Origin of the sequence: Bacteroides nordii, assembly GCF_019930665.1 — a bacterium.
Classification (GTDB): domain Bacteria; phylum Bacteroidota; class Bacteroidia; order Bacteroidales; family Bacteroidaceae; genus Bacteroides; species Bacteroides nordii.
The window spans coordinates 82,752-98,504 of the sequence record NZ_CP082886.1; the positions used below are offsets into that span (position 1 = coordinate 82,752).

Here is a 15,753-nt window from a genome sequence, read left to right on the forward strand (position 1 = left end):
CTAATTATTAATAACGGCAGAAAGGTACTACTTATTATAATCAGGGATGCATTCTCCGTTCTCCGATGATGAGGAATACCTCGTCTTTCAGATTATCGGGCAGGTTGATACCTCTTAGTTGCAGGCTACGAACCCAACCGGCTACATCTGTTTCCTGCATCGTATAGAATACATCACGAAACATTTCCATTTCTTCCTCCGTGTATGTTTCCGGTGCCCGGCCAATGAATTGATCCAGTTCCTCATCATCATAATACTCTATCTCCTTACTGACGGCAGCCAGCAAGCTGTCTTTTTCGCAGACTTCATGTTGTCCGCAACATTCTACGTCTGCTTCTTTCACTTCGGGAAAGCTTTCCAACTCTCCGTTTTCTATCTTTTTCTGCAACCTTCTGTTGCGGATGTGTCCGGCAATTAATGCTACGAGGGTGAGTAGCAACAGACTTACGATCAGTATCCACATAATTCTAAATCTCTCATTTTGTGCAAAGGTACTGATTTATTTACCACAGAGTATACAGATTAACACAGATTATAGAGAAATGAAAATATGGGATAACCTTATAAGGTTTCATTCTTTATTGTCTATTTGGAAACCTGCCTGTTGTAGATGCTCCCAATAAGCGGGATAAGATTTGGAAACAACCTGTGGCTCTGCAATGCGCATTTCCGGAAAGCGGAGTGCTGCCGGAGCAAAAGCCATTGCCATCCGATGGTCCTCGTACGTTTGTATTACGGGCTGTGCTTCGGGCTGACAGCGTTCACCGTCCCAAATCAATATGCTGTCTTGTGCATCCTGAAGTAGATATCCTAATTTCCGGAGTTCTGCTTTTAACGCAAAAATGCGGTCAGTTTCTTTTATCTTGAGGCTTTGCAATCCTGTGAATCGGAACGGAATGCCCAGCAGGCAACAGGTCACAGCAAAGGTTTGCGCCAGGTCGGGAATATCAACGAAGTCTTCGTTTAGCTGTTCGACAAGTCTGTTGCTCTTTTTGAGAAGTACACCTTCATGAGTAAATTCAGTTGTTATGCCCAGGCGTGAAAATACTTCGGCTCCGCGACTGTCTCCCTGATAACTGTTACGGAACAACCCCATGAGTTCTATTTCTGCCTGCTCGGATAAGGCAGCTATCTGATACCAGTAGGAAGCGGCACTCCAGTCACTCTCTACCATAAAGGATACCGGAGTATAAGGTTTCGGAGCTACCTCGATACTGTTTTCCGAAGTCCAGGCGGCTTTTGCACCAAACTCTTTCATCAGTTGTAATGTAAGGTTGATGTACGGGAGAGAGATGATTTCACCGGTAAGATGCAGGCGTAATCCATTTTTCAGAACCGGACCGATCATCAGCAAGGCGGAAATATACTGTGAACTGACATTGCCTTTCAGGGTTAGTTCGTTGCCTTTTAGTTCAGTTCCATGAATACGTAAAGGAGGAAAACCTTCCTTACCGGCATATTCTATTTGTGCACCCAGTTCACGGAGTGCATTGACCAGTATTTGTATCGGACGTTGTTGCATCCGCTCCGTTCCGGTGAGAATATGTGTGCCTTGTACAGTGCTTAGGTATGCGGTAAGAAAACGCATCGCTGTTCCGGCAGCCATGATGTCTATGGTTTCGTTATTCTCTGCCAGTGCTTTGATCATTACTAATGTATCATCGCAGTCGGACAGATTGCATGGAGGAGTTGTCCCCCGGGCCAGTGCATTAATGATGAGTGCACGGTTACTGATACTTTTGGAAGCGGGGAGTTGTATAGTGGACTTCACTACAGAGGGAGCTGATAGTTTGTAACGCATGGTCATAATTCGAATAGTGATTAATATAGCTGCAAAAATAAGGATTTATTTTTGCATAATTCAACTATCAGGGTAGCAGATGTATTAATATACCTATCTATTGGTAAAATAAGACCTGTATTATGAAAAGATATGCAATATAGTTGCATATATAGAGGTGGATACATACCTTTGCGCCATTCCTTTATTGATGTATTTATAACCCTATAACTTAAAAACTCAAAAACTTATCAACTTAAAAACAAAGACCCGGTGAAGAGGAATATTAGAAAAAGAGTCTGTATTTCATGGTTGTTGCTTGCAACATTCATGCCTTTCTTTGTGGTGAAGGCACTCCATCACCACGGGGGAGATAATGCTGTATCTTCTTCTTGTTCGGACACTCATCATTCTCATAACTCCCATAATGCTTGTGACGACTGTCTTATCTGCCAATTCTCTCTTTCTCTTTTTACGGAAGCCATATCATTTGATTTTACCCTTATATTACCGCTCATTTCCTATGAGCGTGTTACTTACCCCGAAAAGATAGCTTACACGCTTTCTTATTCCCATTATTTGCGTGCACCTCCGATAGCATAACTATCTATATTATCTTTTCACAGTATTATAAACAATAAATTGTAAATGATGCGTATCGGAATTATTTCGGGCGTGTTAGGGCTATGCTTTGCCCTGGCTGTCCATGCACAAAAGTCCGATTCAATCAAGAGTGTATCTTTGTCTGAAGTGGTGGTTACGGAGTCGTATCAACAACATCAGATGAAAAAGACTGCACTTACGGTTGATGTTGCGAACAAGGACTTTTTGCGGAAGAATTTTACAGGTAATCTTATACAGGCGATGGCCAATATTCCTGGCGTACAGGCGATGGACATCGGTGTAGGTACCTCTAAACCAATGATCCGGGGGATGGGATTTAACCGGATTGTAGTATTGGAAAATGGTGTGAAGCAGGAAGGACAACAATGGGGTGCAGACCATGGATTGGAATTGGATGCTTTCAACGTGGATGCCGTTAATGTACTGAAAGGCCCTTCTTCACTTCTTTATGGAAGTGATGCTATGGGGGGAGTGATCGATATAACACCTGCTGTTGTTCCCTTGACTAATCAATTTTTTGGTGAAGCGGCACTTTTGGGAAAGTCGGTTAATGGAACGGTAGGAGGTTCTATTATGTTAGGATTCAGGAAGAATGCTTGGTTTATGAAAGTGCGTTATTCTGAGCAACATTTCGGAGATTATCATGTGCCGGCAGATACGGTGATTTATCTCACTCAAAAGATGCCGTTGTATGGACGGAAACTAAAGAATACAGCTGGGATTGAACGCAATATCAGTTTCTTTACTCAGTATCATTACAAGGACTATAAGTCTGATTATGCGATTAGTAATGTGTTTCAGAAGAATGGTTTCTTTCCCGGAGCACATGGTATACCCGATATTTCCCGTCTGCAAGATGATGGGGATAGTCGTAATATTGAGTTGCCTTTTAGCCAAGTGAATCACTTGAAGTTTACTACCCATCAGCAGTATGCTTGGGAAAGTATACTGCTATCCGGCGATTTCGGTTATCAGAACAATCATCGGGAAGAGTGGAGTGCTTTTCATACACATTATGGAACACAGCCTCTGCCGGAAAAAGATCCTGATAAAGAATTAGCTTTTATGCTTCATACTTTTAGTTCTTCGGTTAAGCTGCGTTTGTTCGGTTCTTCTTCCTGGGAGCATACTGCTGGCTGGGATAGTCAATATCAGCAGAACGGTATTTCCGGATATTCTTTTCTGTTGCCGGAATATCACCGTTTCTCTACCGGATTGCTATGGCTCACTACTTATCGTCCGAATAATTCCTTTTCTGTTTCGGGAGGAATACGTTATGATTATGGTACAATTCATATTTCGGCTCATGAAGATAACTACCTGGCAACTTATCTGGAAGGTCAGGGGTATGATAGTGAGCAGGTGGATTTTTATCGCTGGAATAGTCATAAGGTAGATCGTCGTTTCGGAGACTATTCTCTTTCGTTGGGAGTAGTGTGGAATCCGTTACCGGCACATTTGGTAAAAGTGAATTTAGGACGTAGCTTTCGTTTGCCCGGAGCCAATGAACTTGCTTCTAACGGAGTACATCATGGCACTTTCCGTCATGAACAGGGAGATGCTTCACTTGCTTCCGAACAGGGATGGCAACTGGATACTTCTTATCTTTTGGAGCAGAAAGGATTATCCGTGTCTGTTTCTCCATATGTGAGTTGGTTCAGTAATTATATCTTTCTGCATCCCACCGGAGAATGGTCTGTATTGCCTCATGCCGGGCAAATTTATCGGTATACAGGTGCAGAAGCTCTGTTTGCAGGGATAGAAGCATCGTTTAGTATCGATTTCCTGCGTCGGTTGAATTATCGTTTTTCCGGTGAGTATGTTTATACTTATAATTGTGACGAGCATATACCACTGAGTTTTTCACCTCCTGCTTCTATGCGTAACGTACTAACCTGGCAGAAGAACCTATTTACAGTTTATGCCGAGTGGCAATCTGTTGCTTCGCAAAACCGTGTAGATCGTAATGAAGACCGCACTCCGGGAGCTAACTTGTTTCACCTTGGAGGAACTCTGAATTTTCCGATAGGAGGGACGAAGGTAGAAATAACTCTGACTGCCCGGAATATATTCGATACCCGTTATTACAATCATCTTAGTTTTTACCGGAAGATGGAAATTCCTGAACCGGGGAGAAACTTTCAGTTATTAATCAAAGTACCCATTAAACAGTTATTAAAATGAAAACAAAAATTTATTTCACAACTATATTAGTTATCTCTGTTCTTGCATTTTTTTCTTGTGATAAGGAAGATAGTGATACAACCAAACCGGTGATTGACCTTCATGAGCCTGCCGAGGGGCAAGCTTTGTTGATTGGTTCGGAAAAAGGAGTACACTTTGAAATGGATCTTTCGGATGACGTCATGCTGAAATCTTATAAAATAGATATCCATAATAATTTTGATCATCACTCACATGGAGGAACCAGAGCGGAGGGAGAAGGGAGAGTTCCATTCGTTTTTAACCGTTCGTATGACGTTTCCGGTAAGAAGAATGTACATGTTCATCATCATGACATAGTAATTCCTGAAGATGCAACCCCGGGGGATTATCATTTAATGGTATATTGTACGGATGCAGCTGGTAATGAAACTCACATTGCCCGTAATATAGTACTTAGTACAACAGCAGAAGAGGACCATGATGAGTAGTCTGAAAAAAAGTACTATTTAAAAGTTATACTACTTTTAATTGGGAAGAGATTATATATTTCAAAAAAGAGACATCGTACTTTTCTTGATATAATAGTCTAAATAAAACAGGGGTTGTGCCAAAACGCTGGCGTAACCTCTGTTTGTTTTGATGGGTTTGTTCCTGATAGAAGAATAAAAGAGGCTATGTGCAAAAAGGGAGTGTGGTTGTATATGGGAAAATGTAATCAAACTGTAATCGCTATAAATGAAAAGGAGCTAAGTCTTAGACCTAACTCCTTAATGCTCAACAGTCGGGATGACAAGATTCGAACTTGCGACCACACGCCCCCCAGACGCGTACTCTACCGGGCTGAGCTACATCCCGAATTGCGGTTGCAAAAGTAGTGCTTTATTTTGAAATAGCAAGGGAATCGAATAAATTATTTTATTTCAAATCTGTTATGTGTTGAAAATGAATGAATTGTTTAAAAACAAGAGGTGGTTGCTGAAAAAAAACTTTAGTATGATTTTTTAGAAAACTTTAAATGGTTGCTGTTTGTTTATGAAATAATGTAAATTGCATGGACTTTTTTTCTGCAATATAATACCAGGATTCTTGTCCTTGCTGTACAGTAGTTTGTTATATTATACTTTTGCGAAAATTATATTAATACATAATATCGGCAAATGGCAAACAATAAAATTAAAAAAGAAATTTTAGAAATCAACGCTTTTGGTGAAGAATTCAGAATTTGTAGAAATTTGAAATATCTTCCTTTGACTGCTTATCCTTCTTATATCCAGACAGGGTTGATTGTTTTTTGTTTGAAGGGTAGTGCACGTATTAATATACATGATAATGAACATTTATTGTCTGAAAATCAATTAGCTGTTTTTTTTCCGGGGCAGCTTATTTCATGTAGGGATATAAGTGATGACTTTTTGACGCTTACTCTCAGTCTTTCGTCTACTTTTTATGATGATATTTTGAGTGGGATGCGCCGTTTCTCTCCTCATTTTTTTGTTTATATGAGAAGCCATTTTTGGTTTCCTTTAAATGAGCGTGAGGTTGCTGGCTTTTGTGGTTATTTTAATTTGATTTCTGATCGGGTCAAACGAGAACAGGTTGCTTACCGAAGAGAGGCATTGATACATTTATTGAGATTCTTTTATCTTGATTTATATAATACCTATCTTGATAGTTCCCTATTGATGGGAGGAACAAAGCCGGATGCCCGTAAAGAAGAATTGGCCAATCAGTTCTTTAAACTGATTATGTTATATTATAAGGAGAATAGGGAAGTCGCTTTTTATGCAGATAAACTGTGTATAACTTCCAAATACTTATCGGCGGTTATTAAGGAGGTGAGTGGGAAAACGGCTAAAGATTGGATCATTGAGTATATGGTTTTAGAGATTAAAGCTTTGCTTAAGAATTCAACTTTAAATATTCAGCAAATTGCTACAAAGACAAATTTTGCAAATCAGTCATCACTGGGACGCTTTTTCAGGAAACATACCGGAATGTCACTTTTAGAGTATAGAATGCAGAAATGAAACAAACAAGAGATAGTTTAATGTTAAAGCGAAGAATTGTATATACAATTGTATTCTTACAGTTTTTCCTCCTCAATTCATTTGCGGTGGGTTCGCTTGTGAAAGAAGAATGTATCCTTATTATTAATGCTAATTCGGATCTTTCGCCTTTGAGTAATCATATTATTAGTGAACTTATATATAAATTACCTGTCGAATATAAAGGTACTACTATATCGTCTGAAAACCTTAATTTGATGCGGGTATACGATGAACAGCGGATGGATACCATTCGAAGGGATTTGTTTGCTGAATATGAAAACAGTATTCCGAGACTTATTATTATAATGGGAGGAAATACATGGGCATTAATTCATGAAGAGTTAGAGAAGCGATGGAAGGACATTCCGGTTATTTTGTTTACAGAAAAAAGCTATATAGGTCCTGTTGATGCCTATTTGCAGAAAACATCCATAACCCGTGAAGAACAGATACCGTTGCGGAATGTTATAAAGGGGCGTAATATAACTCTGGTTTATGCGCCGTTTTATGTAAAAGAAACAATCGATCTGATGTATCAGCAGATACCGGATATGAACAAACTGATTTTTATATCTGATCGTAGATGGTTTAGTGCTCAGAACCGGCAGGAGGTAGCAGAAACTGTGGTAAAGCATTTCCCTGATCTACAATTACGTTTTTTTACGGAAGGGCAAGAGAATATAGAAGAGGTAATAGGCTCTCTCAAGCAAGCTGATAAAAATACGGGAATATTATATGCGGCATGGGAAAGCTATGATTCATCTTCTACTAATGTAGCATTGTTGCCACGTACATATAAGAGAATAAACCAATATTCCGCACAGCCAGTATTTACATTGACTGACATGATTGGGCAAACAGGTTTGGTCGGTGGTTACTTTTCGTTGTCAAAAGATATCAGTAAAACGATAGCCGATATTAGCCATAAGATACTAAGTGGAGTGAAAGCATCTGATATACCTGTTACGAAAGTTTATGCGGGGCCGGTTTTTAATTATGAAGAATTGCTTAGAGCTGATTTATATCCGGAACTTTGCCCTCCGAATACATTTTTCTACTATAAGCCGGTGAGTTTCATTGACAGGAATAAATATATCTTGGCCACTATATTACTCTGTGTACTTTTTGGAATAATCATTTTATTAGTACGTATCTATTTTCTGAGTAATATTCGTAAAATGCAATCAAAGCAGATTCAGTTAATGAGCATTTACAATGATTTATTCAATGACATGCCCGTTCTTTATCTGAAGTGCAGGTTGATAAAAGGTGAAGACGGGGAGGTTGATGATTATGTAATTAGTGACGTGAACCCCAGTTTTGAGAGACATTTTTATAAGAGAGAAGATGCTTTAAATAAACGGGGAAGTGTGTTGAATAGTTCAGAGGTATTTGCTAAACTGAAAGAGTATATGGGTATGGCCTATCGGGAACGAAAAACTGTTTCTTTTTCAATGCATGCGATGAATGGACACAACTATGATGTACTTGTTATGCTTTCCAAGTTTCCGGAAGTGGTTAATATTTTCTGTATGGATACTACAGAACTGATTCATACCCGTCAATCTTTGCGAACAATTAACCATAAATTATCTATGGCACTTGGCATTGCCGATATTACTCCCTGGAAATGGAATCTGAAAGAAGATAATGTTTGGTTTGACAAGAGCAGACTAATTGAAGATGATGAAAGATTTGTAGTGAAAGAAGGAGCTTTTGCTGTTTCTGTTTCAAAAATTGTGAAAGGAATTCATAGTGAGGATGTAAAGCGCGTGAAGAAATTGTTTCAGGATCTCAAAGAAGGTAAAAGAGATAAGGTGAACGAGCAGTTCCGTGTTCTTGCAGTTTCGAAGGAAGACTATGATTGGGTAGAGGCATGGGCTGTAGTCGATGAAGTGGATAAAGAGGGGAAACCACTTACTCTTATTGGTTCTGTTTTGGTCATTACTGACAGGAAAAAAATGGAGCAAGAACTCATTGTTGCAAAGGAAAAAGCTGAAGAAGCAAATCGGCTTAAGTCGGCATTTATAGCTAATATAAGTCATGAAATACGTACTCCATTGAATGCAATTATTGGATTTTCCAGTATACTCGATACTGTTCAAACGGACAAAGAACGTAAGGAGTATTTGCATATCATAGAATACAATAATCAATTGTTGCTTCAATTGGTGAATGATATTATTGATCTGTCGAAGATTGAGGCTGGGGCATTGGAACTTGTTACTTCTAATGTCTATCTGGATGACATAATGAGGGAGTTGGAAAGAGCTTTTTGCCCGAAAGCTAATGCGGCTCATTTATCATTGAAATTTGATGATCAGCATGCAGAGTGTTATATTAATGTAGATCGTAACAGGCTGATACAGGTGCTGAATAATTTGATTTCAAATGCAATTAAGTTTACTGCTGAGGGAAGTGTACATTTTGGTTTTTCTCGGTTAGAGAATGGCATGCTTCGTTTTTATGTCACTGATACCGGACATGGTATTCCGAAAGAATATCAAAAAAAGATATTCGGACGTTTTGTGAAGCTGAATAGTTTTGTTCAGGGTATTGGTTTGGGGCTTTCAATAAGTGAAACGATTGTGAAATGTATGGGAGGTGAAATCGGAGTTGAATCAAAAGAGGGCAAGGGGGCCACTTTCTGGTTCACTATACCTTATCAGGAGGTAAATTTGCAGTAGAAGTAAACTACTGTAAACTTATCTATACATATAAATTTATATTCCCATACATTCCCGATAGAAATCGAACATCTCAAAGATCAGATCTTTATCAGCAGTTTGGTTAATGCTGATATCTCCAATGTCTTTCAGCAAAGTAAAGTTAATTACTCCCGCTTTGTTCTTTTTATCGTGTAGCATGAAGGCGTAAAGTTGTTCGTACTGTTTGCAGTCGAAAGCAAAAATGCCATAGTTCTCTTTGATAAACTGTATTGTTTGTCGCATCTTCTCTTTTGGAAATCCGGCTTTAAGATGTGACAGATACAGTTCGCAGACAATTCCCCATGCAACAGCATATCCATGAAGGACAGGACGGTTTTCTGCGAGTGCCAGACTTTCAAATGCGTGCCCCACGGTGTGCCCCAGGTTCAATGCTTTACGTATACCATGTTCGAAAGGATCCTGTTCAACAATATTCTCTTTTACCTGTACGGATTGTCCTACAAGCTGTTTCAGATAGCTGTAATCAATACTTTCTGTATTAAAATTGAGCAACTCCGTCCAGTGAGCTGTATTGCTGATGAGTCCGTGTTTCAACATCTCCGCATAGCCGGAGAAAAAGTTTTGAGTGTCCAGGCTCCGTAGGAATTCTGTTTCGATCAGTACACTGTTTGCCGGAGCAAATACGCCAACTTCGTTTTTTAGTCCGTTGAAGTTAATCCCGGTTTTCCCTCCTACAGATGCATCTACCATTGCTAATAATGTAGTAGGAACATTGATATAGGAAAATCCTCTCTTGAAAGTGGCGGCGGCAAAACCTCCCAGATCCGTTATCATTCCTCCCCCTAAATTAATGAGCAGCGAATGTCGGGTAGCTCCCTTATCACTCAGTACTTGCCATACGGAAGCTAAGGTTTCCAGCGTTTTGTGTATATCACCCGCTCCAATTGTTATTTCGATTGCATCTTTCAGATAAGATACTTCCTTCATCTGAGGCATACAGAGGCGGTGAGTATGTTCATCAGTCAGGATGAACAAGCGGTCGTACGGGCACTTCTCTATGGCCTGACCAAGACTCAACTCCAGATTCTTACATAGGATAACTTCTTGCTTACTCATAATTCAATTTGCTTTTTCTACTGCAAAAGTATATAAAATATCTTTTTTTGCTTACTTTTGTCTCATTAAAACGTCAAATCAATGAAAGCATTACTACCTGTCTATTGCCGTCCTCTGGGATATGTAATCCTGGTTTTCGCTCTTTTTATCCCTTTTATTCTCGTGATGATGGGAAAAGTAACTGATACTAATCTTCTGTTTTACAAGGAATGTACTAAACTTCTGATGATAGTGGGTGCATTGATGATTATTTTTGCTTTATCCAAAAGTGAGAGTCGTGAGACGGAGCAAATACGCAATTCAGCTACACGTAATGCCATCTTCCTCACCGTATTGTTTGTTTTTGGTGGAATGCTTTATCGGGTAGCTACCGGAGATTTAATAACGGTAGATACTTCTTCCTTTTTGACTTTCCTTATTATGAATGTTCTTTGCCTTGAGTTCGGGATGAAAAAGGCGATGGTGGATAAAATATTTAAAAGATAATTGTAGTCTCATTAAACCTTTTGCGTTGCCAATTGTCAAAAAAGCAATTGTTATTATTACAAACGCATAGGCTAATGAAAAAATTATCTATCTGGATGGTACTGTTGCTGCTATGTACCCTCTCCTCATTTGCACAAAACAAAAATATCACCGTCTCCGGACGTGTGATTGAAGAAGACACGAAAGAACCTGTCGAGATGGCAACGGTTCAATTACTTGCTTTACCTGATAGTACTCAGGCAGCGGGCATTACTACACAGAAACAAGGTGCTTTCACATTACCCAAGGTGAAAGCCGGAAAGTATGTATTGAGAATCTCTTACATTGGATTTATTACTCAGGAACTTCCTCTCCAGTTATCAGATAAGGCACCTGCAAAGAATGTGGGTACTATCACGTTGCATCCCGATGCAGTGATGTTGAGCGAAGCCGTCATTACGGCGGAAGCTCCTCCTGTGGTAGTGAAAGCAGATACTACTGAATACAATGCTTCGGCCTATCGTGTGGCAGAAGGAGCCATGCTGGAAGAATTGGTAAAGAAGATACCGGGAGCTGAAGTGGATAAAGATGGTAAGATTACTCTTAATGGTAAAGAAATTAAGAAGATCATGGTGGATGGGAAAGAGTTTTTCTCGGATGATCCAAGTGTGTCTATGAAGAATTTACCCGCTAATATGGTCGAAAAGGTGAAAGCTTATGACAAGAAGAGTGATATGGCACGTATTACCGGAATTGATGATGGGGAAGAGGAAGCTGTGCTTGACCTTACCGTAAAAAAAGGAATGAAAAAAGGCTGGATTGGAAACCTTATAGCCGGTTATGGTAGCGAAGAACGTTATGAAGCCGGAGTAATGGTCAGCCGGTTCAAAGATGATGCAAGTATCTCTATCGTCGGTTCGGCCAATAATACGAATAACAAAGGATTTTCTGAATTTGGTGATGCCGGTTCGGGGTTGGGCGGAGGTAATGCCGGTTCGGGTATTACTACAGCACGTTCGTTGGGAGTTAACTTTGCCAAAGATACGAAGAAGATTCAGATAGGGGGTAATGTGCAGTATGGTTACTCTGATAACGATGCTCGTCGGAAGACATCTACGGAAACATTCCTTGGAGAGCAGTCTTCATATGGTGCCAGCGAAAATACTTCCCGACGTAAACGTCATGATGTACGTGCTGACTTTCGTCTGGAATGGCGTCCGGATACATTGACCACTATTATCTTTCGTCCTAATGCGAGCTATTCTAAAACTGATTCGGAAAGTGCTTCAGGGTCGGACACTTGGAACAATGTACATGATCCGGTGAACGCTAAGATAGCTTCTTCCTCTTCACATAGCGATAACTATTCACTGAATGGAAGTTTGATGATGTTTCGTCGCTTAAACAATAAAGGAAGAAACCTGTATGTAGGCGCTCGCTTTGGTTATAGCGATGGCGAAACGGACAGCTACTCAGAATCGCGTACAGAATTCTTCGAACTGGATAGTGTTTCAGATATTGCCCGATATACGAATCGTACGAGTGACAGTCGTAACTGGAGTGTATCTGCTTCTTATACCGAACCTGTATTTAAGAATCACTTCCTACAGTTTCGGTATGAATTCTCTCATCGCAAACAGTTGGCCCAATCTTTAGTTTATGATAGTATTAATGTTTATCCCTATCCGGAGTATCTGGAACGGGGATATGATAACAATTTGAGTACCCGTGTAGAAAACTTTTATGATACACATACTGCCAATATCTCGCTGCGTGGTATTCATCCGAAAATGATGTATAGTGCCGGTGTTGGGCTTACTCCTCAATCTTCATTGAGTGAAACAACTATCGGCCCAAATTCAGACAAGCATTTACCTCAGCAAGATGTGCTGAATTGGGCTCCTTCTGTTATGTTCCGTTATATGTTCACAAAACAGCATGTGCTCACATTCCGTTATCGCGGTCGGAGTAATACTCCCAATATCGAAGATTTGCAAGAAGTAATTGATATCACCGATCCGATGAATTTACGCTATGGTAACCCGAACTTAAAACCTTCATTCAGCAATAACTTTATGTTGTACTATAATAAGTTCACTCCGGAAACAATGCGTAGTTTCAATCTTAACTTGTCTTATTCTAATACGCTTAATTCTGTGGCTAACAAGATGACATATGATCCTCAGACTGGTGCTCGTACTTATAGGAAAGAAAATGTGAACGGTAACTGGAATACCCGGGGATATTTTTCGTTTAATACTCCATTGAAGAATAAAAAGTTTATTATATCTACCAATACGAATGCTCGTTTTAGTGATGCAGTGAGCTATACTACTGTGGGAAAAAGTAAAGATGCCAATCAGGAGTTAAGTACTACACATAACTTTGGAGCCGGACAGCGTTTGAATGGTAGTTATCGTTCCGATCTTTTTGATGTGTCACTCAATGGATCGGTTAACTACAATCTGGTACGTAACAGCAAGCAAGAGAATAGTAATCGTGAAACATTTGATTACTATGTGGGAGGAGATACCAATATAAACCTTCCTTGGGAGATTCATATCTCAACCGATATTAATTGTCGTTTTAAAGACGGATATACAGGAGGATTCAATAATAATGAACTAATCTGGAATGCACAGATCTCTAAGAATTTTCTCAAGAACAATTCGGCGACGCTCCGTTTTAAAATATACGATATATTGAAACAGCAAAGCAACTTAAGCCGTTCTATCAGTGAAACACAGATGAGTGATACGGAATACAATACATTGGGCAGTTATTTTATGGTGCACTTTGTTTACCGGTTCAATACGCTTGGTGGTAAAGCTGCCGGACGACGTGGCCCAGGTATGGGACCTGGTGGTGGAAGAGGTCATGGCGGAGGCTATGGTGGCGGACGCCCCCGTTTCTAAGCTTACAATAATCATATTAGAAAGAAGGTTCATGGTTCTATAATAGGACTATGAACCTTCTTTCATAAACAATACCGGTTTTTCTTTTCAAGATATCCTCCCTTCCTCAGTGAGGAGTATTGCACGACATGCACATCTCGTGCAGTACCAGATGCACATGTGGAGCTGCTCGACATGTGCATCTCATACAGTACGACATGCACATCTCGTACATCGTTCCTTTACGACCTTCTATCGGTTAGATTATAACTTCCATCCCCGAAGTCTTAGTTGAATTTAATCTAATGAATCATATACTTTGATATACCAATCCTTTTCTCTACATTTGCTACTATGATTGATTGGAATCTTATATTCAGCCAAATAGCAACAGTGGCTTTCGATATCGTCTATTTCGGAGCCATTATCGGTACGATTATTGTTGTGATACTCGACAATCGTAACCCGGTAAAGACTATGGCCTGGATATTGGTTTTGATGTTCCTTCCTATCGTAGGTCTGGTTTTTTATTTCTTCTTCGGACGCAGTCAGCGCCGGGAACGTATCATCGGGAAGAAAAGTTATGGGCGACTTCTGAAAAAGCCGATGGCAGAATATCTGGCACAAGATCCCTCTATATTACCAGGAGAGTATGATCGTCTTATTAAACTGTTTCAACATACCAATCAGGCTCTTCCTTTTGAAGGAAATCGGGTGGAAGTGTTTACCGGCGGATATTCTAAACTCCAAGCCCTGTTGCGCGAGTTACAGAAGGCTCAGCGGCACATTCATATGGAGTATTATATCTTTGAAGATGATTCAATCGGGCGCTTGGTGAGAGATGTACTGATAGAAAAGGCACGTGCTGGAGTGGAAGTACGGGTGATATATGATGATGTGGGGTGCTGGCATGTACCGAATACTTTTTTTGAAGTGATGAGAGAGGCCGGTATCGAAGTGCGTAGTTTCTTAAAAGTACGGTTCCCATTATTTACGAGTAGGGTAAACTATCGGAATCATCGGAAAATAGTAGTCATTGATGGTGTGGTTGGTTTTGTTGGAGGTATGAATTTGGCCGAACGTTATATGCGGGGATTTTCCTGGGGAACCTGGCGGGATACTCACATAATGCTTCAGGGAAAAGCTGTGCATGGCTTACAAAGTGCTTTTTTGCTCGATTGGTATTTTGTGGATCGTACGCTTATTACCGCCTCCCGGTATTTCCCGAAAATAGATTCATATGGTGACTCATTGGTACAGATTGTGACGAGCGAGCCTGTGGGTCCTTGGAAGGAGATCATGCAAGGATTGACGATGGCCATTTCGGGTGCAAAGAGGTATTTCTATATGCAGACTCCTTATTTTCTGCCTACCGAGCAGATATTGGCAGCTATGCAAACAGCTGCATTGGCCGGAGTCGATGTCCGCTTGATGTTACCTGAGCATGCCGATAACCGGATTACCCATTTAGGATCTCGTTCTTATTTGGCAGATGTGCTTCAGGCGGGAGTAAAAGTCTACTTCTATAAGAAAGGCTTTTTACATTCCAAATTGATGGTGTCAGATGATATGCTGTCTACGGTTGGGTCTACCAATCTGGATTTTCGTAGTTTTGAACATAACTTTGAGGTAAATGCTTTTATGTATGATATGGAGACTGCTTTACAGATGAAGGAGATATTCATGACTGACCAAAGAGAAAGTACTCAGGTATTCCTTAAAAACTGGGTGAAACGTCCCTGGCCTCAAAAAGCATTAGAGTCAGTAGTACGATTGCTTGCCCCTTTACTTTAATATACACTGTCTAATCTTTGTAAGCTCATCCGACATGTATCGTTTGTTAATATTGTTAATTGATTTTTTTACCTTTGAGGGCTGTTTTGCAAGATTGTACACTTTTGTATGTCAAGATTGTACACTCTTGTGTGACAAAAGTGTACAATTAACACTCGGATAAGTGTACAGTCTTACCGATCATTAAAGTATAGACT

The 15,753-nt window shown here is 40.0% G+C and carries 11 protein-coding genes and 1 tRNA gene; 8 read left to right on the forward strand and 4 right to left on the reverse strand.

Annotated features, from left to right (window positions below):
• Positions 1-40: 40 nt before the first annotated feature.
• Positions 41-463: a hypothetical protein gene (locus K8P02_RS00285; protein ID WP_025867544.1), complete on the reverse strand. Its 423-nt coding sequence runs from the start codon at positions 461-463 to the stop codon at positions 41-43.
• A 108-nt stretch (positions 464-571) separates the two neighbouring features.
• Positions 572-1,801, reverse strand: a complete 1,230-nt coding sequence (gene aroA, locus K8P02_RS00290) for a 3-phosphoshikimate 1-carboxyvinyltransferase (protein WP_025867545.1) — start codon at positions 1,799-1,801, stop codon at positions 572-574.
• A 252-nt stretch (positions 1,802-2,053) separates the two neighbouring features.
• On the opposite strand from aroA, the gene K8P02_RS00295 reads away from it, so the two are divergent.
• Genes K8P02_RS00295 through K8P02_RS00305 form a run of 3 tightly spaced genes read left to right on the forward strand, consistent with a single transcriptional unit; the run spans position 2,054 to position 5,058 of the window.
• Positions 2,054-2,383 (forward strand): hypothetical protein, encoded by a 330-nt coding sequence (locus K8P02_RS00295; protein WP_025867546.1) that lies wholly within the window; start codon positions 2,054-2,056, stop codon positions 2,381-2,383.
• A 48-nt stretch (positions 2,384-2,431) separates the two neighbouring features.
• Positions 2,432-4,588 carry a TonB-dependent receptor gene (locus K8P02_RS00300; protein ID WP_025867547.1) on the forward strand — a complete coding sequence of 719 codons (2,157 nt, stop codon included), beginning with the start codon at positions 2,432-2,434 and terminating at the stop codon, positions 4,586-4,588.
• Complete coding sequence (locus tag K8P02_RS00305) at positions 4,585-5,058, forward strand: DUF4625 domain-containing protein (protein ID WP_002559261.1); 474 nt, start codon at positions 4,585-4,587, stop codon at positions 5,056-5,058. Before K8P02_RS00300 ends, K8P02_RS00305 begins: the two co-directional genes overlap by 4 nt.
• Before the next feature lie 293 nt (positions 5,059-5,351).
• On the opposite strand, the gene K8P02_RS00310 is transcribed toward K8P02_RS00305, so the two are convergent.
• A tRNA-Pro gene (locus K8P02_RS00310) sits at positions 5,352-5,425 on the reverse strand.
• 302 nt (positions 5,426-5,727) lie between these two features.
• On the opposite strand from K8P02_RS00310, the gene K8P02_RS00315 reads away from it, so the two are divergent.
• Both K8P02_RS00315 and K8P02_RS00320 read left to right on the forward strand, forming a co-directional pair.
• Entirely contained in the window at positions 5,728-6,597 is an 870-nt protein-coding gene (locus K8P02_RS00315) for a helix-turn-helix domain-containing protein (RefSeq protein ID WP_007484037.1), read from the forward strand.
• Positions 6,594-9,305, forward strand: a complete 2,712-nt coding sequence (locus K8P02_RS00320; protein ID WP_025867548.1) for a sensor histidine kinase — start codon at positions 6,594-6,596, stop codon at positions 9,303-9,305. The genes K8P02_RS00315 and K8P02_RS00320 overlap by 4 nt, the downstream gene beginning before the upstream one ends.
• 36 nt (positions 9,306-9,341) lie before the next feature.
• Here K8P02_RS00320 and aroB read toward each other — a convergent pair whose 3' ends face one another.
• Entirely contained in the window at positions 9,342-10,403 is a 1,062-nt protein-coding gene (gene aroB, locus K8P02_RS00325; RefSeq protein WP_025867549.1) for a 3-dehydroquinate synthase, read from the reverse strand.
• 81 nt (positions 10,404-10,484) lie between these two features.
• Here aroB and K8P02_RS00330 point away from each other — a divergent pair, with 81 nt between their 5' ends.
• The 3 genes from K8P02_RS00330 to cls all read left to right on the forward strand — a co-directional run bounded on the left by K8P02_RS00330 (position 10,485) and on the right by cls (position 15,556).
• Positions 10,485-10,889, forward strand: coding sequence for a hypothetical protein (locus K8P02_RS00330; protein ID WP_002559266.1), 405 nt, complete (start codon positions 10,485-10,487; stop codon positions 10,887-10,889).
• Between the two features lie 74 nt (positions 10,890-10,963).
• On the forward strand, positions 10,964-13,783 hold the full coding sequence (locus K8P02_RS00335; RefSeq protein ID WP_195349404.1) for a TonB-dependent receptor: 2,820 nt from the start codon (positions 10,964-10,966) through the stop codon (positions 13,781-13,783).
• Between the two features lie 333 nt (positions 13,784-14,116).
• Positions 14,117-15,556 (forward strand): cardiolipin synthase, encoded by a 1,440-nt coding sequence (cls, locus tag K8P02_RS00340; RefSeq protein WP_025867550.1) that lies wholly within the window; start codon positions 14,117-14,119, stop codon positions 15,554-15,556.
• Positions 15,557-15,753 lie beyond the last annotated feature (197 nt).